At 54.0% G+C, this 20,045-nt stretch carries 24 protein-coding genes; 16 read left to right on the top strand and 8 right to left on the bottom strand.

Translation table 11 applies throughout. The annotated features are described in order from the left end of the window. From ENI00_RS12985 to ENI00_RS12970, 4 genes are all read left to right on the top strand, one after another. The coding region (locus ENI00_RS12985; RefSeq protein WP_304103068.1) for a hypothetical protein at positions 1-1,571 on the top strand (1,571 nt) is incomplete at its 5' end. Further along, positions 1,564-1,965, top strand: a complete 402-nt coding sequence (locus ENI00_RS12980; protein WP_304103065.1) for a hypothetical protein — start codon at positions 1,564-1,566, stop codon at positions 1,963-1,965. The genes ENI00_RS12985 and ENI00_RS12980, both read left to right, overlap by 8 nt. Before the next feature lie 143 nt (positions 1,966-2,108). Next, positions 2,109-2,480 carry a hypothetical protein gene (locus ENI00_RS12975; RefSeq protein ID WP_304103063.1) on the top strand — a complete coding sequence of 124 codons (372 nt, stop codon included), beginning with the start codon at positions 2,109-2,111 and terminating at the stop codon, positions 2,478-2,480. A 192-nt stretch (positions 2,481-2,672) separates the two neighbouring features. Further along, entirely contained in the window at positions 2,673-3,791 is a 1,119-nt protein-coding gene (locus ENI00_RS12970) for a hypothetical protein (RefSeq protein ID WP_304103060.1), read from the top strand. A gap of 6 nt (positions 3,792-3,797) precedes the next feature. Here ENI00_RS12970 and ENI00_RS12965 read toward each other — a convergent pair whose 3' ends face one another. Next, positions 3,798-4,487: an MgtC/SapB family protein gene (locus ENI00_RS12965; RefSeq protein WP_304103057.1), complete on the bottom strand. Its 690-nt coding sequence runs from the start codon at positions 4,485-4,487 to the stop codon at positions 3,798-3,800. A 126-nt stretch (positions 4,488-4,613) separates the two neighbouring features. Here ENI00_RS12965 and ENI00_RS12960 point away from each other — a divergent pair, with 126 nt between their 5' ends. The 3 genes from ENI00_RS12960 to ENI00_RS12950 all read left to right on the top strand — a co-directional run bounded on the left by ENI00_RS12960 (position 4,614) and on the right by ENI00_RS12950 (position 6,139). Then, a complete protein-coding gene (locus ENI00_RS12960; protein ID WP_304103054.1) occupies positions 4,614-5,459 on the top strand; it encodes a DUF72 domain-containing protein in 846 nt (281 codons plus the stop codon). A gap of 314 nt (positions 5,460-5,773) precedes the next feature. Then, positions 5,774-5,977, top strand: coding sequence for a DUF3185 family protein (locus ENI00_RS12955; RefSeq protein WP_304103052.1), 204 nt, complete (start codon positions 5,774-5,776; stop codon positions 5,975-5,977). Positions 5,978-5,995: 18 nt separating this feature from the next. Continuing rightward, a complete protein-coding gene (locus tag ENI00_RS12950) occupies positions 5,996-6,139 on the top strand; it encodes a DUF3096 domain-containing protein (RefSeq protein WP_304103049.1) in 144 nt (47 codons plus the stop codon). Positions 6,140-6,164: 25 nt separating this feature from the next. On the opposite strand, the gene ENI00_RS12945 is transcribed toward ENI00_RS12950, so the two are convergent. Next, complete coding sequence (locus ENI00_RS12945) at positions 6,165-6,344, bottom strand: hypothetical protein (protein ID WP_304103046.1); 180 nt, start codon at positions 6,342-6,344, stop codon at positions 6,165-6,167. Between the two features lie 178 nt (positions 6,345-6,522). On the opposite strand from ENI00_RS12945, the gene ENI00_RS12940 reads away from it, so the two are divergent. The 5 genes from ENI00_RS12940 (at position 6,523) to ENI00_RS12920 (ending at position 10,775) form a co-directional block, all read left to right on the top strand. Then, positions 6,523-6,792, top strand: coding sequence for a ComEA family DNA-binding protein (locus ENI00_RS12940; protein ID WP_304103043.1), 270 nt, complete (start codon positions 6,523-6,525; stop codon positions 6,790-6,792). 158 nt (positions 6,793-6,950) lie between these two features. Further along, positions 6,951-7,730, top strand: coding sequence for a (Fe-S)-binding protein (locus tag ENI00_RS12935; RefSeq protein ID WP_304103040.1), 780 nt, complete (start codon positions 6,951-6,953; stop codon positions 7,728-7,730). Continuing rightward, positions 7,727-9,166 carry a LutB/LldF family L-lactate oxidation iron-sulfur protein gene (locus tag ENI00_RS12930; protein WP_304103038.1) on the top strand — a complete coding sequence of 480 codons (1,440 nt, stop codon included), beginning with the start codon at positions 7,727-7,729 and terminating at the stop codon, positions 9,164-9,166. Before ENI00_RS12935 ends, ENI00_RS12930 begins: the two co-directional genes overlap by 4 nt. Further along, positions 9,163-9,816 (top strand): LutC/YkgG family protein, encoded by a 654-nt coding sequence (locus tag ENI00_RS12925; protein ID WP_304103035.1) that lies wholly within the window; start codon positions 9,163-9,165, stop codon positions 9,814-9,816. The genes ENI00_RS12930 and ENI00_RS12925 overlap by 4 nt, the downstream gene beginning before the upstream one ends. Further along, positions 9,813-10,775, top strand: a complete 963-nt coding sequence (locus ENI00_RS12920; protein WP_304103032.1) for a DMT family transporter — start codon at positions 9,813-9,815, stop codon at positions 10,773-10,775. The genes ENI00_RS12925 and ENI00_RS12920 overlap by 4 nt, the downstream gene beginning before the upstream one ends. On the opposite strand, the gene gloA is transcribed toward ENI00_RS12920, so the two are convergent. Further along, positions 10,776-11,324 (bottom strand): lactoylglutathione lyase, encoded by a 549-nt coding sequence (gene gloA / locus ENI00_RS12915; RefSeq protein WP_304103029.1) that lies wholly within the window; start codon positions 11,322-11,324, stop codon positions 10,776-10,778. A gap of 196 nt (positions 11,325-11,520) precedes the next feature. Between gloA and ENI00_RS12910 the strand changes: the two genes are divergently transcribed. After that, positions 11,521-12,579, top strand: a complete 1,059-nt coding sequence (locus tag ENI00_RS12910; RefSeq protein ID WP_304103026.1) for a lysylphosphatidylglycerol synthase transmembrane domain-containing protein — start codon at positions 11,521-11,523, stop codon at positions 12,577-12,579. Next, the gene (locus ENI00_RS12905; protein ID WP_304103021.1) at positions 12,576-14,813 is read left to right on the top strand and encodes a glycosyltransferase; all 2,238 of its coding nucleotides are present in this window, start codon (positions 12,576-12,578) and stop codon (positions 14,811-14,813) included. Before ENI00_RS12910 ends, ENI00_RS12905 begins: the two co-directional genes overlap by 4 nt. 88 nt (positions 14,814-14,901) lie before the next feature. On the opposite strand, the gene ENI00_RS12900 is transcribed toward ENI00_RS12905, so the two are convergent. The 3 genes from ENI00_RS12900 to ENI00_RS12890 all read right to left on the bottom strand — a co-directional run bounded on the left by ENI00_RS12900 (position 14,902) and on the right by ENI00_RS12890 (position 17,570). Next, a complete protein-coding gene (locus ENI00_RS12900) occupies positions 14,902-15,633 on the bottom strand; it encodes a DUF481 domain-containing protein (RefSeq protein ID WP_304103019.1) in 732 nt (243 codons plus the stop codon). A gap of 84 nt (positions 15,634-15,717) precedes the next feature. Beyond that, positions 15,718-16,701, bottom strand: a complete 984-nt coding sequence (locus tag ENI00_RS12895) for a rhodanese-related sulfurtransferase (protein ID WP_304103016.1) — start codon at positions 16,699-16,701, stop codon at positions 15,718-15,720. 137 nt (positions 16,702-16,838) lie between these two features. Then, on the bottom strand, positions 16,839-17,570 hold the full coding sequence (locus ENI00_RS12890) for a DsbA family protein (RefSeq protein WP_304103013.1): 732 nt from the start codon (positions 17,568-17,570) through the stop codon (positions 16,839-16,841). 128 nt (positions 17,571-17,698) lie between these two features. Between ENI00_RS12890 and ENI00_RS12885 the strand changes: the two genes are divergently transcribed. Then, positions 17,699-18,664: an NAD(P)H-dependent flavin oxidoreductase gene (locus ENI00_RS12885; protein ID WP_304103011.1), complete on the top strand. Its 966-nt coding sequence runs from the start codon at positions 17,699-17,701 to the stop codon at positions 18,662-18,664. Positions 18,665-18,708: 44 nt separating this feature from the next. Here the strand turns inward: ENI00_RS12885 and ENI00_RS12880 are convergent, their stop codons facing one another. Continuing rightward, positions 18,709-19,110: a hypothetical protein gene (locus tag ENI00_RS12880; RefSeq protein ID WP_304103008.1), complete on the bottom strand. Its 402-nt coding sequence runs from the start codon at positions 19,108-19,110 to the stop codon at positions 18,709-18,711. A gap of 330 nt (positions 19,111-19,440) precedes the next feature. Between ENI00_RS12880 and ENI00_RS12875 the strand changes: the two genes are divergently transcribed. Beyond that, the gene (locus tag ENI00_RS12875) at positions 19,441-19,629 is read left to right on the top strand and encodes a DUF6435 family protein (protein ID WP_304103005.1); all 189 of its coding nucleotides are present in this window, start codon (positions 19,441-19,443) and stop codon (positions 19,627-19,629) included. Between the two features lie 21 nt (positions 19,630-19,650). Here the strand turns inward: ENI00_RS12875 and ENI00_RS12870 are convergent, their stop codons facing one another. Next, a complete protein-coding gene (locus ENI00_RS12870) occupies positions 19,651-19,998 on the bottom strand; it encodes a chaperone modulator CbpM (RefSeq protein WP_304103003.1) in 348 nt (115 codons plus the stop codon). Positions 19,999-20,045 lie beyond the last annotated feature (47 nt).

Here is a 20,045-nt window from a genome sequence, read left to right as displayed (position 1 = left end):
TAGACGGCGAACACCGAGAAAAAGTCGGTGGCAATTACAGCCTCACGGTTCAAGGTAGCCACCACAGCAAAACCGGCAAAGCCCAGCTCGTTGAAGCAGGCAATGAAATCCACCACAAAGCGGGTATGAAGATCGTTATTGAGGCGGGTGCAGAAGTCACTCTGAAAGCCGGTGGCAGCTTTGTGAAGGTGGACCCGAGTGGGGTGACCATTTCTGGCCCACTGGTGCGGATGAATTCAGGAGGTGGGCCGGCGAGCGGCAGCGCTGCAGCTGTGACGACTCCAGGCCGGCCGCAAGCTATGACTGCAGCCGGAGCAAAAACCGCTCCGGGCGGATTGGCCGATGTGGGGCAGCGCGCGAATGCCGTCCCAGGCGCAGCAAATGCAACACTGGCGCCAGCAAGAACCGCATTACGAGAGGCTGCCAGTGTTGGCAACCTGACCGTTTCCGACTGTGAGTTTGATGAGCTTGGGCGCTGCAAAGTACATCAACACGATTCAAGTAATGTCAGCCAATCAACAGTCAAAACGAACACAACCGGCACCTCAACATCGAACAGCGCAGGTAGCAAAGAAGACGCAGCAGATCATGCTGAGCCAGGATTTCACGTTGTTCGGGAGCCCACGAGTAAAAATGCTCTGCTGCAAAGCTTGTATGGCGACGTCTCTGCCAAGCCGGACAGTTTTGATCGTCTGAATCCGAATATTGGCGATCAGGTGATGCCTGGCGAAATGATCATACTCGGTGATCCAAATGGAATGGAATGTACCCAGGAAGAAGCGGATTTAATGCAGGTTGCCAGTCAGGTCAGCCAGAAAGTGCGTGCGCTTGACGCGAAAGAAGCTCAGTTTCTAACCGATCATTACGATTTGCTGGAAACGATGACGGCCAATTCAGCCATCGGCATGGGCGCGGGCGCCACGATGATTTCCAGACAAATTAAAGGTATCGAGTCAACGCTGCGTGACCTCGAAGCATTGCACCAAACGACCTACAGCAAACACGGTCACCTCAACAGCCCGGATTTCTTTGCGAAGCGCAAACAGCTTTTCAAAAAACTGGACTTTGCATTAGGCAATATTGCCCGCAAGGGCATGTCGCTGGATGATAACCCCAAGCTCAAGTCCGCGCTTGGACTGTCATCCAAGAGTATCGTGCATAGCTGGAAACAGTCTGGCGCTGGCGATATACCGGGCTACGCGACGCACTATGACAAGCTGGCGACCGGTGCCAAATACGCCAGGGCCGGTGGCTATCTTGCGATTGCCTTGGATGTCAGTGTTTCAGGTATGAAAATTCGTGAGGTGTGCACCAATGGCCGGGCGGAGGAATGCACCAAAGTCAAATACACCGAAGGCGGTAGACTGGTCGGCAGCGCAGTCGGTGGCTCACTGGGTGCGTTGGCCGGTACTGCGCTGTGTGGCATCGCGACGGTGAGTTCCGCCGGTATTGGTAGTATTGCATGCGCTATTATCTTGGGAGGTGCGGGCTCGGCAATCGGTGGTTCAATTATAGGAACCTTCGGCGAGTCTTCTGGAGACCAAATCTACAGGCGTATTGAGGATGAATGAGTCCACAGCAACAATTGCTGCATTTTGTGGTGTTGGAGGTATAGGGCTGATGTTAATAGCTCAGATCGCACTTTTAACGATTGCCTTCCCCAAAATCCGTCGAATCGAAGAGCTTATAGCCCCCAGCCCCGAGTATTCTGCATTGCGTCTGAGAAAGGTATGGGGAGGCGGGCCCTACGGGCGGTTGATGCGAAGTAGTTACGTATGGCGATTTTTGTTGATGCGAAAGATACCGTTTGGGCATTTCAAGCGCTTGGCTGCGGATTTTGGCGATCCAGATATAGATATACCTGTCGGTTTGCGACTTTATGCGACAGTTCCTTCTGGCATGATGTTCCTGGGTGGCGCAATTTTTTTCATTGCGGTGGCGTTCATGCCTGGATTCGAATATTGACTACAGTTTTTCCTAAATGCAGGGCGGTCGGCTAGGCCAAGTAAGAATGCCAAACCTGTCAAATCGTCGTCGAAGCCGGATTTCACGTTGTTCGGGAGGCCCTGAGTAAAAATGCGCTGCTGCAAAACTAGGTGACTGATCAAGTGGAGTTTATTTTTGCCTGCGCGATGTTCGTCGCGTTCGGGCTCATCCTTCTTTGCACGTTAATCATTATGACTGTGGCGTTTCCGAAGATTAGAGAAATTGAAAAAATTATATCAGCGGCCACCCTAAACCCATCAACGGGGCGTAATTTATGGGGCGGTGATCCGTTCGGTAGACTCGTTCGGACCACCCAGGTTTTTTCGTTTTTAGCAATGCGCAACCTGCCTGGTCATTTTCGTCGCGCAGCTAGCAAAATAGGAAACGTCAACGCCGACGTTTCTCAGTATTTATTTCTTTGGGCGTTCATACCGACTTTAGGGCTTTTTTCATTTGGAGGAATTGCCTTGTGGGTCAGCCTTATTATTAGTTGATAAGCCCACTACGGCAGTCAAAAAATCTGACAGGCCAAAATGCAGGTATGTCCCCACTATTTCTCTTATGGCCATGTTCACCACTGCATGGCGCCGTCGATGAAACAATCCTGTCACGAGTGGAACACGTCCAATTCACCCAATTCGCGCTAGACTGCACGTTATGAACAACCGATACGCGGTGGTAATCATTTGAAAAAGCTACTCCTGATTTGTGGCATGGCGCTTTTGATGGCGGCTGTTATCAGCACGATAGCCCAGCCGGTTCCCATTGAGCAGAAGCTGATTAACATTCAGGCCCGCGACCTGCTCGGTGATTTCCCCGGCATTGAACAGGAGTCCGTTGAGCTTCAGGCGATCTTGCTGGACATGTCAGACGACCCCCTACTGCTTCTGAAAGCTCGGGGTGCGTTCATACGCTACCCGAACATGGCTCGGAATCTGTTTCCGCTTTACGCCGAAGAGCCCGAATTCCGGGATATCCTGCGGCAATATGGCGAGAACATTCTGCCGCCTATCCAGCATTTTGTGAGCCGGCCCATCAGCACAATTGCCTGGATGAATTCACTCAACGGGTCATACCAAGCCCTGAAGCAGTTCTTTACAGGCGCTGCGCCAGTTGAGGGTTCGCCCACCGCCAACTTCAAAGAGCTTTCACCAGAAGAGCGAGGCTGGTATGCCATCAATTTTATTCAAAGTGAGGGCCACGATTTTTTGGGCCAGTTCATTGTCGACAATCAGGGTGCCCCTCAGTGGATTGGAACTGAGCGGGTACTGGAAGGCGTGAATCAGTTTTTTGCCAGCGGCGTTCGCGACCTGGAGCGGAATTACCGATCCGGCAATGAAATCACAGCGGGCGACGTCGGTTGGGCTTCGGTGGATGTGCTGATTTTCGCCAGTGCCGTGAAAGTACTCCGCGTGGGGCGCGCGGCCGCTGTCACCACCAAGGGCGCAAGCAGAGGCGCTCGTTCCGCAGCCCTGGCGGCACGGGTTACGCGCGGTGGAAAGATGGTTCTGAGCGGCGCCCGTTACGCCAAATGGCCTCTTGTTATTAGCGCAGGCTACCTTGTCATCACCCATCCCAGCATCATCAACGATCTGTTTGCGGGTTTAGCGGACGTACTCGGCTATCCCGTAACGGTGGTTCAATTTCTGGGCTGGCTGCTCCTGCTCATCCCGGCGCTTTATATCGGCAGTTGGCTGCTGTGGCTGGTTGCGCCACTTCTGATGGCTCTGTTGCGCGCGGCCAGTCAGCTTGTGGCAATTTTGAGCGGCCGTGGCCGCCGCCGCTCCGGATACGAAAGACTGTAATGCGGATTAACTCCATCCGATCTCATCAAACCTTGCGTCTGCCTGCAGGCGTCCGAATATTTCTTCGTCGCTGTCGTTCTTACCCAGACGCAAAACCAACGTAGCCTGACAGCTTTCGGTTTTTGGGTGACGAACCATGGTTCGGCTCTTGATCTGAGCGCCTTCGTGCTCAAGCCAGCCGTTGACTTCCTGAAGCAATTTGAAGTCCCCGGTCCATTTCAGCCGCAGTGACGCATAACGGTCGCCCTGAATCGGCAGCCGGTGCAATACATAAAGAGCAACAAGCACCAGCACAGTCACAGCAATGGCGATAACGTATTCGCCAAGTCCAACGGTTATCCCTATTGCTGCAACAGCCCAAATAGACGCCGCTGTCGTCAATCCGCGTACAAAATTCTGGCTTTTTACAATGGTACCCGCGCCGAGAAAGCCAATACCGGTAATCACCCCCGCGGCAGCGCGAGCCGGATCCATTCGAATTACCGATTCCGCGTTCACATTAAATTCGGAGGACAGCTTCTGGAAAGCAACAATGACCGCAGCGGAACCCAGGCACACCAGAATATTGGTGCGCAGGCCTGCAGCCCTGCCTCTTGACTGGCGCTCCATGCCAACCAGGCCACCAAGCAACATTGCCGCCAGCAAGCGCAGAACGAAGATCCCGTCACCGGCAATCGAGTCGAGAAAATGTTCCACCAATACCTCCTGTCAGAATACTCCGGAAACCTGGCACCCTTGCTCAGGTATAGTGCATTATCTGTGATCAGCGCAACATTCAAATACCCGTCAGAATGACCGTGACCACGCAGGAGCCGCTAAAACATGGCACAACCGTATTTTCTTGGCTGCCCGCAGTGGCAACACCCCGCGTGGAATCGCGCGTTACCCTCAGGACAAAGCCCGCTTGAGCGTTACAGCAAGGTCTTCAACTGCGTTGAGGGCAACACAACGTTTTATGCCACACCCAGCCGGGAGCAGTGTCAGCAATGGCGCTCTCAGGTGCCAGACGACTTCCGCTTTCTGCTAAAATTTCCCCGTGCCATCACACACGATCGTTTGCTTTGTGGCGTAGACGCCGGTATGCGAGATTTTCTGGAAGTGGTCAGGCCTATTACAGACGTACTCGGCCCTTTTCTTCTGCAACTCCCTGCCGCATTCAAACCGGAGCACCTGAATAACCTCTGGCGGTTTGTGGATGCCTTGCCGGCACCTCTGACGTGCACTGTGGAAGTTCGCAATACCGCTTTTTTCAGCAAGGGCGACGCCGAGAGAACTCTGAATCGTGGTTTGCGTGAGCGCAACATTGCCCGTGTTTGCCTGGATAGCCGTCCACTGTTTGCGGCCATCCCGGACAATGAACTCACCATTGAGGCTCAACGCAAGAAACCCCGAGTGCCTGTTCACTTGCTTCCCGGTGATGCAGCTCCGGTGATCCGCTACATTGGCCATCCGGATCTGGAAGCCAACCGGGGCTACCTGACGCCTTGGATTGAACGGGTTGGCACCTGGATTGAACAAGGGCAGCGCCCCTATTTTTTCCTGCACATGCCGGACATTGGCAATGCCCTGTCTCTTACGGAAATCTGGACTGAGCTTTTAAGCAAACGCGTGGAAGGTGTTGAAGCCCTGCACTTCAACGAAAAACAGCCCCAGATGGGGCTGTTTTAAGGCAGCACTTCAGGCTTATTAACTACTTACGTGCGCGGACGAGCTTGAACAACGCCTCGGGCGAGGCCGTCATCTTCACGACCAAAAGCCTGAGGAGGCACCGGTTATCCAGATGGTTTGAGCAGACATCGTCGTTTCTCCGAAAATGAATCAGGCCAAATTCCTACCGATCTCCGAGTCTAACCAAATGCGGTGCCAATACGAATATTGACGCGCCGCTTTTGCAAAGTAGCTCGCTCCGGTGTTGCCGAACGCGACGTCTGATGCCAAGCTCTGGGAAATTAACGGCATATCGCCGTAACAAGGAGGATGTCATGGGAAGCTCAAAACTCGTCGGTATCGTTTTACTCGTAATAGGCATTGCCCTGCTTTACTTCGGATTTCAATCAACTCAGTCCGTTGGCGACCAAATAAGTGAGACGTTCACCGGGCGCTTCACGGACAACACCATGTGGTATCTCATCGGTGGCGCGGCATTGGTCGCCGCCGGCGGATTTATGACGTTTTTAAAAAAATAATCACCCTACAGGACCGCTATGACACTTCACCTCGAACTCGCTCCCCTCATTAGCCTGGGTGCAGGCATTGGCATTCTCGTGTTCCCGCGGCTGCTTAACTACATTGTTGCCGGATATCTGATTGTTCTCGGTGTTCTGGGGTTGTTGGGGCACCCGCTCTGACAGGTTCCAGTAGCCTACAAGCCACTCACTCACGCTCGCTGTAGGAGATGTCGCACGCACCTGCGAGCCGATGTCCGATACGCTCCGAATTCACCCTCGCTAGAATAAGCAGCGTCAGGGATGACAAGCCAGCACGGAACGTTGGCTCAAGGATGAAGCGCTCAGGATGAGCCGCAGCCTGAAGGAACAGGCGGGGGTCAGCCACGGAAATCTGGGATCACATGGAGCGTGGTCCTTGTCCGTGCACTGCATGCAACCCTCTTTACACCTTCTTCTGCTCAGTCTGTCACTGAGTTCACCAAGACCAGAACACCGATCTCCTGCTGCCTTGCGCCCTGACTCACAATCACAACAACGCATTTCAGCCTCAGGAGCTTACTCGTATGAAGCACACGCCTTTTTTCGCCACACTCGTATTGCTGTTCAGCCTGGTAACCGGGTTTGCCCAAGCAGATCAGTCAGTTATCAATATCAACAGTGCAGACGAGTCTGCGCTGGCAAGTCTTGACGGTATTGGCGACAGCAAAGCCGGAGCCATCGTCGCTTACCGCGATGCAAACGGTCCTTTTGAAACAACTCAGGATCTTTCCAACGTAAAAGGCATTGGCCCCCGCACCGTTGAGAAAAACGCCGAACGCTTAACCGTAAAATAGGTATCGGAGGACAAGCTACCTCCATCGCCAGTGGAGCGGCGGTTTATCACTGCCGCTCTTCCTTTTCCGACCCTGCCCCACGAAAGTCTGCTGGCAACCACTCATTAGCCGCCTTATGATTACCGGACAACAATTCTAACCGGCTCGAGTGGCACGCTATGGCTGATCCCATCAAGGTTTACCCGGCAAAACCCTCCCACGTTTATTTTTACGCAACCTGCCTGATAGACATGTTCTACCCGGATGCCGGCATGGCGGGCATACAGTTGCTTGAACGTGAAGGTATCAAGGTCAGCTTTCCGAAAGATCAAACGTGTTGTGGCCAGCCCGCCTATACCTCCGGTTATCATGATGAAGCCCGGGCCGTTGCGAAGGCCCAACTTGACCTTTTCCCAGAGGACTGGCCCATTGTAGTGCCGTCCGGTTCCTGCGGGGGCATGATACGCAAGCATTATCCGGGCCTGTTCAAAAACACCGACCAGGAAGCACAAGCGGCAGGAATCGCCGCCCGCACCTGGGAACTGACCGACTTTTTGCTGAATGCTTGTCATATAAAGTTGGAAGATTTGGGAGCACCCACGACAATCGCCATGCACACGTCGTGCTCAGCCCGTCGCGAGATGGGCGTTGCAGAGGTTGGCCCGAAGTTGTTAGGGCAACTGCAGAACGTAAACCTGGTTGAACAAGTGCGCGCTGAAGAGTGCTGTGGATTTGGCGGCACCTTTGCGGTGCGCCACCCTGAGATTTCCGGTGCGATGGTCAGTGAAAAAGTAGACACCCTAACCAACACCGGCGCAGAAGCATTCGTCACAACCGACTGCGGTTGCTTAATGAACATTGCCGGTTACGCCGAGAAAAACCAGAAGCCCCTCACTGGCCAGCACATTCTGAGCTTTCTCTGGCAGCGCACCTCGGCGGGCAATGGGGACAAATCATGAGCCAGACGACCGCCCAGGATCCGCACCACATAGACGTAAAAGAATTCCACTCCAGAGCACGGGCCGCCATTGCCGATCCCAAGATACGCCAGAACTTCCGCAAAGCCATGGACGGGCTGATGGTCAAGCGCCAGGACGCCTTTGAAGGCTGGGATCTTGAAGCCCTGAGAGACCTGGGGGCCAATATTCGCTTACGAGCCCTCGCCAATCTGCCAGACCTGCTTGAGGCACTTGAGACAAAGCTCACCGCCAATGGCATTAGAGTGCACTGGGCGATTGACAGTGACGAAGCCTGCCGGATAGTCCGGGATATCTGTATTGCCCGGGATGCCAAAACGGTGATCAAAGGCAAGTCCATGGTGTCTGAGGAAATGGAACTGAACCATTACCTCAAAGATCAGGGGATTGAAGCGCTGGAATCCGATCTGGGTGAGTACATCGTTCAGCTTGCCGGCGAAACGCCTTCCCACATCATCATGCCCGCGATCCACAAGAATACGGCGGAGATTTCCGAGCTGCTGCACGAAAAGACCGGCACCGATCTTTCCAACGATGTGGAATACCTGACCGCAGCCGCCCGCTTGCAGCTGCGTGAAAAGTTCATGAATGCGGATGTGGGTGTATCCGGCGTGAACTTTGCTGTTGCTGAAACTGGCACCCTTTGCCTGGTGGAGAACGAAGGGAACGGCCGCATGACCACCACGGTGCCACCCTGTCATATTGCCGTGACCGGCATAGAAAAGGTTGTGGGTAATCTGGAAGACGTAGCGCCGTTGCTTGCGCTACTGACCCGGTCCGCCACCGGGCAACACATTACGACCTACTTCAATATGATTTCAAGCCCGCGCAAACCGAACGAGCTTGATGGCCCCGAAGAAGTGCATCTGGTGCTGGTGGATAACGGCCGCTCGTCTATCTATCAGGATGACGAACTGCTCGACACCCTGCGCTGTATCCGCTGCGGCGCCTGCATGAACCATTGTCCGGTTTATACCCGCGTGGGTGGCCACGCTTACGGCACCACCTACCCGGGCCCCATCGGTAAAATCCTGATGCCTCACCTTATCGGACTGGATGAAGGCCAACATCTGCCCACGGCTTCCAGCCTCTGCGGTGCCTGTGGCGAAGTGTGCCCGGTCAAAATTCCGATACCGGACCTGTTAGTGCGACTGCGCCAGGAATCCGTTGATGGCGACAAACTGAACCCCGCCAAGGTGCGCGGCCACGGGGCGAAACGAAACGCCCTGGAGGCGCTGGTATGGAAAGGCTGGAGCTGGATGCATGCACGCCCCGGCGTTTATCGGTTTGGCACTGCCGTGGCGGCACGTCTGCGCAACCTGCAACCCGGGCGGCTTGGTGGCTGGACAAAATATCGTACCGCACCAAAGCTGGCCGCCAAAACACTCCACGAACGCATGAAGGAGCGCGGCCAATGAGTTCCAGGGACACGATTCTAAGCCGCCTGCGCAACCGCAGCGGCGGTGAACTGAGCGAGCCACATTGCGACTTCACGGTACTGCAGCGGCCATCTTCATCACAGGCCGCGCGCGTGGATCAGTTCCAGAAAACCATAGAACCTGTGCATGGCGAAGTACACCGATGCACACGGGAATCCTGGATCGCGCAGCTTGTCGACCTTCTCGCCTCCCGCGGTGCCCGCAGCCTGCTGGTTCCCTCTGAGCATCAGATCGGCCGCGCGTTAAGAGATTGCGGGAGGGATGACCTACCGCATATGCTAGTTTACGACGAGCCCATCGAAAGTTGGCAGGCTCATCTGTTCAACGAAGTGGATGCCGCTATTACTTCCACCCGGGGCGGCATTGCAGAAACCGGAACACTGATTTTGTGGCCCACACCGGATGAACCGCGCCTGATGAGCCTGGTGCCACCCATCCATATTGCGGTGCTGGAAGCCTCGGAAATCTACACCACATTCCACGAAGCAATGCTGGCTCAGAACTGGGCTTCTGGCATGCCAACGAACGCTCTGTTAGTCTCCGGGCCATCAAAAACCGCCGACATTGAACAGACGCTGGCTTACGGTGTTCACGGCCCCAAAGAACTGATCATACTGGTTATAGAATGATTCGAGGCGCCCTGCTGATTGCCCTGGCGGCCCTGCTCTGGGCAACCACGGGGATCGTTGCAAAATTCCTGTTCACCGGCACGGAGCTGCAAGCCACCACCCTGGCTTTTCTCCGGCTTGCCGTTGCCTTACCGTTTTTCTGGCTGTTGATGCGCCGGGAGCAACGCCAGCTTCAAAACGCTCATCCAGGCGCAAAACCACCCGGCAGTTCGCTGCGGCAACTGGATTTGAAATCGTTCGCGCCCCTTGCTGCGCTAGGGCTCTTTCAGGCTATTTATCAAGGCAGTTATTTGCTTGCGGTAGATTTGACAGGCGCGGGCATCGCTACGTTGATCGCCCTGTGCCTGCCGCCCGTGCTGGTGGCAATATTGGCAGCGCCACTGTTGGGAGAAAAACCTGGATTGCTGACCATTATGGCACTGATTACTGCGGTTATCGGAACCGCCATGCTGGTGCTCAGTGATATGGACACAAGCGGTAGCCTTCGCCTTGCCGGCATACTCATGGCGCTTTTGGCCGCGTTGGTTTATACCGGTTTCACCCTGACAAGCCGCTACGCCTCTACCGGCACACCCGTTTTTACCACAGCATTCATCTGCTTTTTTACCGCCGCGCTTATCCTGTTGCCCGTGGTGGCACTGCGCGGTGGGTTTAAGGGCGTTGAAAACCTTGAACTGCAGCACTGGCTGATGGTCGCGTTTATCGGCGTTGTGCCAACCTGCATCGGCTACGTGAGCTTTTTTACCGGTATGAAAACAACGCCCGCCACGCTTTCGAGCATTATTGTCACGCTCGAGCCGTTGTTTGTTGCGCTGCTTGCCTGGATTTTTCTGGAAGAAGTTCTGGGCCCCATCGGCATAGCCGGCGCAATGATACTCACCGCTGCGGTGATTGTGGCTTCTCGCTATGGTGCAAAACCCGCTGTCGCCCCAGAGGGCGACACGAACACGAAAGCCTGATTAGCTGTCTTTGCGCTGTTTTTCCAGCATGTTCGGTTGCAGTATCTCAATCCAGTAGCCGTCAGGGTCCTTGATAAACGCAAGGCCTTTCATTTTGCCATCATCCGGCTTTTTGGCGAACTCAATGCCCAGGCTCTCAAAGCGCTCGCAGGCCGTGTAGACATCCGGCACTGCGATGCCAATATGGCCAAAGCCTTGAGGCTCGTCGTTGCCGTTGTGATAAGCAAAGTCGTCGTCGTTTTCCGTGCCCCAATTGTGGGTCAGCTCCAGCATGGCCTCGCGACCAAACGTGTAGGTGGTTCTGTGAGCATCGTCTGCCGGCACATAGCCCGCCTGACGGTCGTCAAGATAACCCAGAAAATAGAGTGTGAACTTCATCTCCGGGAAATCCAGCTTGCGCACCAAACGCATTCCCATCACTCGGGTATAAAAGTCCATAGAGCGCTCCGGATCTTTGATGCGCAACATGGTTTGGTTAAAGACATAGCCCTCGGTTTCTCGAACCGGATCGTCATAGAGGCCAGGGGCTTGTTCGAAATGCTTGGGCATGGGATTTCCTTTCTTTGCTTTTGAAGTACACTCATACTACTTGCGTGCTTTTTAGCACGATTTCAAGGTCCTTTCTCACTCAAGATTCTTTCTCAAGGCTCTTTCCTGAATTGCGGGCAGCTCATGGCCTGTGCGGGGTCTGTGATAGACTCACGTCCTCACACCCCTTACCTTCTACTTGGTGCCGGCCAAGGCCATGACTGACAACACGAACATTCGCTCCCAGCAACAAACCTCAGCGCGACGCCTAACCGTGTTCGCCCTGCTCTTTGTTGTGCTCACGATCGCAGGTCTTTACGCCGTATACGACCAATTTGCCGGGCGCAGTATCAGCTTTGATAGACGGCTGATTGCACCGCAAACCCTTGCCGCCGTTTTCGCACTGCTGCTGGTGTATTTTATTTCTGATGGGTTGCGCTTGCACTACACCCTAAGGGCGCTTGGGCACCGGCTGCCCTTTCTGGTGATGTCGCGCCTGGTGTTTATTAACCTGTTTGTCTCTAACGTTACGCCAATGGCCACCGGCGGCGGATTTGCACAGATTTGGTATCTGCATCGTTACGGCGTGCCCGTAGGCAGAGCCACAGCCGCCACCACGATCAGAACCGTGCTGGCTGTGCTTTTTATCTTCACGTTAACGCCGATTTTCCTGCTCACCCTGAATGCGTTTGACGGCCAGTCCGTCGCAAGCGATCTGGGCTTTGCTCTGGCCATCTTTATCCTGCTGTATCTGGGGTTTTTCATTATTCTTCTGTTTCGCACCCGTTGGCTCATCGGGCCGCTCAGCGGACTGCTCAGCCTCCTCAATCGCGTACACCTGATAAGCGACACCCATCACCAGCGCTGGCAGTTCAAAGCGCGGCGAGAAATGCTACGCTTCTCCCATAGCTTCAGTGACTACCTCCGGGGCAGGCGGCTATTTGTATTACTGTCGGTGGTTTTTACCGCGGTGTTTCTGCTCAGCCTGTTCAGCTTCCCGGCTCTGCTGATCTACAGCCTGGGTTACGATGTGGATTATCTGGTATCCCTGGGCCTGCTGGTTGTCACAACGTTTATTATGTATTTTGCGCCAACACCCGGTGCTTCGGGTGTTTCCGAAGGCGTCTTCGGCAGTTTCTTCAGCGACATCCTGTCGGGGAACCACCTGATTCTGGTTATTGTAAGCTGGCGCCTGATTACTATCTATCTGGGTATGATCATCGGCCTGATCGTGTTGCAAAGGGAACTGATGAAAAGTCGCAGGAAATCTGGATGATCTTCCGAAATCCGTTAAAGCTTCTGTTTTATCTTTGTTTGCTGATCGTAATACTGCTGGTCGGCTACAAGACGTACCTTAACTTTTTCATGAAAAATTTCGCCGGGGTGCATACAGGAGAAGTTGAGCAGATCCATCGAGACGTATCGGCCACCGAACCGTTCAGTTTTGCCGTTGTTGGCAACATCAATAATTCCATTGGCATTTTTGAGGAGCGCATCATCCCGGAGTTGAACGCCTCGGGGATGGATTTCATGGTATCCGCTGGTAACGCTGTCAGCGGCGGCGGTGAAGGAAAATATCGCGCCCTCTACGGATCCCTGAGCCACCTCAACATCCCCTACCTGCTCACGTTTGGCGCCCATGAACATGAGGATTTCGGCAGCTTCCGCTTTTATGATCATTTCGGACCCCATTTTTACAGCATTCGGGCTGGCAGCAGCCGACTGATTTTTCTCGACAGCACGGGAAAAACGCCCTGGCAATGGCAGATGCGCTGGCTAAATGAGTTGCTTGGCGAGGATACCTCAAAGGCCAGAATCCTGTTTATTGGCCACCCGCCACTGAAACCCACGGAAGACGCTCTGTTTGATCAGCCCGAGGATTATCTTGCTCCGCCCGAGTTCCGGAACGCACTGCTCAAAGCCGTCAAGAAGCACAACATAGATTTGGTGTTTTCGGCCAATCTCTCGCTGTACTCAGAGACGCAGCTTGGAGATACAAGTTTCATTACCACCGGTGGCGCAGGCGGGCTGGTCATGAACGATGAAACGAGTTTCTACCACTATGTGCAGGTAAACGTCAGCCCGGAGGGTGAGATCAGCCACACTCTCCAACGACTTGAGGTGGGGCAGCACCCGATCCTGAAGCGGCTGGAAAGCCTGTGGTTCTTTATTTATTCGCTTTTCTACGCCGGCTACCTCAACTTCCTTATCATCGTGGCGATTTTCGCAGCGATTGCCATAAAGCTCTACGCCATCATTTTTGTGGGTAAGGATTATTACCCCGACTATAATCTGGACCCGACGCCCTGGCTGGAAAAGCCGATACGCGTCGCCATGTTTACCAACAACTACCTGCCGTTTATAGGCGGCGTGCCTATCTCCATTGCCCGGCTGAGACGGGGCCTTGAAGATCTTGGAGACAAACTGTTGGTGGTGGCACCGCGTTACAAGGATCAACCGGAAGCTGAAGAACACGTACTAAGAATTCCTTCCTTGCTCGCGATGGGCGAGAAGCGTGAGTTCCGGCTGGCCAACATCTTTCTTGGACGTATCCGCAAACGAGTGCGGGCATTTCATCCAGACATCATTCATTTGCACCATCCATTCTGGCTGGGCTCACTCGGGCTGTTCATCGCCCGCCGGCTCAACGTGCCTGCTATCTACACCTATCACACCAGGCTTGAGCACTATGCCCATTTTGTGCCGCTGCCCGGCCTTATCTTCCGAAATCTCATCTCTCATACGCTGATCAAACGCTTCGCCAATAAGTGCGATGGCGTTATTGTGCCCACCTACTCAACCGAGGAATACCTAAGGATGATTGGCGTAAAAACCCCCACGTTTGTGCAGCCAACAGGAATTGAGTACAAACGTTTTCAGGCCGTATCAGACGCTGATATCGCGGCGCTTCGCACAACCCTTAACCTGAAAGACGAGATTGTATTCATCAGCGTATCGCGGCTGTCGAATGAGAAAAACATCGACTTCATGATCGACGCTATCAATACGCTGCGACAGGAAACGAGCAAACCATTTCACTTCCTGATGATCGGAGAGGGACACCAAAAGGACCGCCTTCAAAACAAAATCCACGAATTGGGCCTGGATACTCTTGTCACGCTTGTGGGTGCCGTGCCGCCCGAGGATATCGCCGTTTGGTATCGTCTGGGCGACGCTTTTGTGTTCGCGTCCAAATCCGAAACCCAAGGCATGGTTATTCTGGAAGCCATGGCCGCAGGCCTGCCCGTGGTGGCCGTTCGCTCCAGTGGTATCGACGATGTTGTGCGCCACGGAGTGAACGGATTTAAAACCCCCGAGAGGCAAGATCAGTGGTGCACGCAGGTGAAACGTTTACTGGAAGACGACGAACTGCGGGGCAAGCTTTCCAGACAGGCACTGGCCTTCGCGAAGGATTTTTCGGTAGAACAGTTTGCCACGGACGTGCGCGAGATTTACGCCACCGCTCTGGCACTCAGTAACAAAAAATCGAGAAAACAGAGAGAAACATGAGCGACATTTCTCTTGAGGCCCGTGCCTTGAGCCCCTGCCAAGGTATGTCGGGGGCTCAGACGAAGGGTGTTAAACCCGGCTTAAATCTTCAGAAGCCATAAAGCAGCGAAATAGAGGTTTCGGTATCAGTGGCAACGGAACCCGCAGGTGCATCGGATACGTGGTCCACACGGTAAGCCAACTTCATGGATAGATTACCCACGACACTGGCTTTCAGAGCGGTCTCTGACCGGCTAATAACATTGTTCTCATCCAGCCCGATTTCGGTACTCAGTTTCTGGGAAAACAGTGCGTTATCAGATAGCGCAAAGTTGAATTGGGCTGCCAGGCGGGATATGGCCTCGCTTTCAACATCTTCACCGTCGGAATCTAACGCCTCCAGTTTGTTGTACCGATAACCGACACCAGCAGAGAGGTCCAGAAATGAGCGCTTACCTCTTTGCCAAACCCGGTTACCGTAACCGGTAGTTACCGTGGATTCGAACTCGTACCCTGAAAACCGATTTTTCTCGTAAGCACCCCTTAGGAAAAGGTATTGATTCTCGTCAAATTTATAGTTGGTTTCGAGAGAGCCCCTGTACTTCTCGGCTGTGGTTTGGTCTTCAGACTTGGAGGAATTGGAACTGAACTCGGCAATATTGCGCCAACTAACCACCTCATGCACCAGTCCAAGACGCGCGTTAACGTTGGTCTCTTCGGTATTACCAGAAGTCATAAGTACGCCGAGTTCTGCCTCGCCTTCCCAGTCTTTTGCGCCTTGGCCGTAAGCCAAAGGTGCGGCTGAAATGGCGATAATGGCAACGGTTTTCTTAAACCTCATGAAAGCTCCTTGGTCGCTGCTTGATTGCTGCTTCAAAAGTATGAATACATGTTAACGAGCGCCCGTATTGTGGCCGCTCACCTTTCAGGCTTTTCCGGCCTGTTGCTCACGTTCTGATTTCTTGCGTGCTTTGCGTTCAGCGATCGTGCGCGCGGCGTCACTGCCCATATGAGACTCGCCCCGGGTCTCGGCCAGGCGCATCTGATTTTCTCTTTCTGCAAAACGCGCTTTCTGCTTTTCGCTCAGTGACTCAACACACCGATGGCAGCTCACCCCCGGCTGATATTCCGGGCGCCGCTTTTCCGCCTCGGTAATGGGACGTCGGCAGGCGTGGCACTGGTCGTAACCTCCGCGCTCCAGACGATGATTGACCGTAACCCGGTCGTCAAATACAAAACATTCACCCTTCCACAGGCTTTGCTCTTCAGACACCTCTTCCAGATATTTCAGGATGCCACCCTTGAGGTGATATACCTCTTCAAAACCCTGCTCCCTCAAATAGGCCGTGGATTTTTCGCAGCGAATGCCCCCGGTGCAAAACATGGCAACTTTTTTATGTTTCGCGGGGTCAAGATGTTGCTTCACATACTCCGGAAACTCTCGGAAGGTGTCCGTGCCGGGGTTAACTGCGTGTTCAAACGTGCCTATTTCCACTTCGTACTGGTTGCGCGTATCAACAAGAAGTACCTCCGGATCGCAGATGAGTGCGTTCCACTGGGCTGGATCTACATACGTTCCTGCAATGCGCTTCGGATCAATGCCTTCAACACCCATGGTGACAATCTCTTTCTTGAGCTTCACCTTGGTGCGCTTGAACGGCTGGCTATCAACGAACGACTCTTTGTACTCAATACCCTTGAAGCGCTCTTCGCCGGACAGCCAGGTTTGCACAGCATCGATACCAACGCGGCTCCCCGCAATGGTGCCGTTAATACCTTCCCGGGCCAGCAACAGAGTGCCGTGCACACCGTTGGCCAGCATGATATCCAGCAGGGGCTGACGAAGCGTTTTGTAATCATTCAGAATGGCGAATTTATAAAGCGCGCAAACAACAACGTGGTTGCTCATAGACTTCTCCTGCGGGCCGGACCGTAAATCCGGAGCATGGGTGAGTGTATCTGGAGGGGCCAGACCAGAGAGGGCGACGATTTTAACCCACTCTGGTTTATGTTCAAGTCAGGACTGACCGAGGCTGGAATCAAATACTATTTACCTGCGGTGGAAAGCTCCCGCTCCACCAGGGCTGAAAGCTGGCCCCACCCGGGACGGGTGAGGCGAATGTTATCCACCAGCACGGTGGGCGTGCTTGTTACCTGCAGTTGCATGGCAACACGGCGGCTTTCTTCCACGGCTTCACGGTGCAGTTCGCTTGTCATACAAAGGCGGAAGCGGCGCTCTTCCAGTTCCATATCCTTGCCATAGCGCGCAAAAGTGGCAACTGGGTCGGTCGAACCACTCCAGTCAGATTGCGATTCGAAGAGGCGGTCGTGCATTTTCCAGTAAGCACCCTGGTCGCCGGCACAGCGCGCAGCCTGGGCCGCGGGAAAAGCGTTCTGATGCTGCTTCAACGGCAGATCGAAATACACAAACCGAACCTTTCCAGCCTCCACATATTCCTGTTTCAGGCGTTTGCTGGCCTCCGCAAACTGACCGCAGGCCGGGCACTGGAAATCCGCAAATTCCCGCACAACAACCGGAGCGTCTTCAGCGCCCACCGAAACGCCGTATTGATCCAGCTGCGCTGGAAAGTCTTCCGCATTCGTCGCGGCAACAGGCAATTCATCTGAGCCTGGCATCGGCGCTGCCGTCAGGAATACCACACCCACAGCGATAGCGGCCAAAACCAGCACGATCACGCCAACCATCAGAGGTTTCTGCGAATTGGTTTTCTGCGGAGGCGGTGCTCCGGTTTGCTTACGACGTTTTGCTTCACCCATTATTGACTCCATTTTGTTTTTAAGGCGTGACCTGTTGTGTGTTAGCTGGCGAACATTTCCACAATCGTCCAGGCAGGCTAAGATCCTTTATATACTACAAACGTTTCAATACAAGTTAAGGACATCTCATGTCACTTGCCGCTTTTCGCACAGATTCGCTCAGCCTGCCCCTGGTCGCAGCTCCCATGTTCCTGATCTCCGACCCCGAGTTGGCGCTTGCGTGCTGCCGCGAAGGCATCGTTGGCAGTTTTCCGGCTCTAAACCAACGCACCAGTGACGCCTTTGAAGAGTGGCTGGTTCAGATGACGGACGGCCTCGAAAAACTGAAACATGATAACCCGCAGGCGAATATTGCGCCCTATGCAGTCAACCTGATCGTACACCGCTCCAACCCGCGCTGGCAGGCCGACCTGGAACTGTGTGTAAAACATCAGGTGCCTATCATCATCACGTCGCTGGGCGCTGCAAGCCAAGTGGTAGAAGCCGTTCACAGTTATGGTGGGGTGGTCTTTCACGACGTTACGAACCAGAAACACGCCCGCAAGGCGGCTGAAGCTGGCGTGGACGGCCTTATTGCGGTTGCCGCCGGCGCCGGCGGCCATGCCGGTACAACGAACCCCTTTGTTCTGGTGCACGAGATACGCGACGTATTTGATGGCATTATTTTGCTGGCAGGCGGGCTTTCCCACGGCGAGGACCTGCTGGCCGCCCAGGCTCTTGGCGCCGACCTGGCATACATGGGAACACGCTTCATCAATACCACCGAATCCGGTGCGGACGACGCATATCGTAATATGATTATCGAATCTGTATCCAGCGATATCATCCACACCCCGGCCGTTTCCGGCATACCTGCAAGCTTCATGCGACAAAGCCTGGAAGCGGCGGGTTTTCCCATGGACAAGCTGCGTCAAGCGGGCGAGATCAATTACGGTGAAAAACTCAAACCGGTGGATGACGAAGCCAAGGCCTGGAAAACGGTGTGGTCGGCCGGCCAGGGGGTCAGCCAGATTAACGATGTCGTGAGCGTTGAAGCGTTGGTTTCGAGGCTAAAGGAAGAATACGAAAGAGCGCGTGCGCGGCTTTGCGGCTAAGTGAGGGAGGAGGGTTATGTTTGCGTGCAGAAAAGGCGTTTACATCAGACATCATCGTTATGCCGCCTGCCTGCACTGCGTTCCGAACGTTTATTCTGGCGTCTCACATCGGGTGTTTTTTCGAATCCGGGAACATCCTGCACATAAGTGCTTCGCCTGAGCAGCACCTGCCCACTTTCTAATTGCTCAACGACGCCCTTGCGCAACAGTTCGTTAAGCACAACAGACGAGGCAAAATCGGGATTAACCGCGTGCACGAGGTCGCCGAACGTGAGTTCACCCTGCCGATTAACGGTTAGCATAACCGGGTGCTGATTCTCGTCGAGAAAAGCCAGCGCGCTGATCCAGTAGCTCACAACGTCACGGCCAGAGGCTGACAATATGGTGCTTGCGAGCTCAGTAGGTTCCCAACGAGAAATAAATCGGGGCTGGCTGCTAGAGTTCATGCTGTGTTCTCTTTTTTGGAAACGAACCTGAGTTCATCTGCAAGACGCTATTCCTCAAAATAAAAAACACGGACGTCTGTTGGCTGCGTTCGACACAGACGGACTTAAATTTTTCTGCGACGGTATGATGTGATACGTCAGCAGCAGAGATCTGGAGCTTTTTTTCGCCGGGAGGCATAACGGGCTGGATAAAGGAAACAGGCGATGATGCGTTTCATGGTCCGAATTGTATTCCCATTGTTGACGGTGGACCAGATACGTTTGATTTATGAACTTTCAGGCGCATCTGACGTAGAGTTATAAACACATAGCAGGCAACGAGACAAAACAATGTTGGGATTTTTGAAGGCTGACCCGAAGAAAAAATTGCAGAAAGCGTACGAGGACAAACTGGCCAAAGCGCTGTACGCTCAGCGCAACGGGGATCTTAGAAGTCACGGCACTCTGATGGAAGAGGCAGAGAACCTATACGCCGAGATCAAAGCGCTCGACGACACAACCAGCAGTGCCAAGCAGTAGCATAAAGCCTGCAAAAACGTTTCACCACTCCCCCGTCAGTTGCTGCAACTGGCGATTCAGGCGCTCCACTTCCCTGCGCATATCCTGGACTTCGTCCAGAAGCTCAAGAGACATTGCCAAGCCTGGAAGGTTCATTTTCAAGTCTCGCTGCAAGCGCAACGCCTTGTGCAGGCGCGACAGCGCAGCCACATCAAAGAGCCACTGACGCGATTCGATTGCCGGCTCCATAGGCGCAATAATACCGTAATCCACCAGTTTGATCACAAACTCCGCGTGGCACTCACCCCGCTCGCACACATCGTGAAGGGTAAACGTGCTGCCATCAGGGTCCACCACTTCAACGGTCAGAATGCTGTGTTTCTCACTCATCCTTTACTCTCCCCTTCACAGATGGAGTTTGCTGCGTGGATCGAATG

This window comes from Marinobacter antarcticus (genome assembly GCF_011049865.1).
Lineage (GTDB): Bacteria > Pseudomonadota > Gammaproteobacteria > Pseudomonadales > Oleiphilaceae > Marinobacter > Marinobacter antarcticus_A.
The sequence above is the reverse complement of the archived record's forward strand: the minus strand, read 5'-3'. Positions and strand labels throughout refer to the sequence as shown.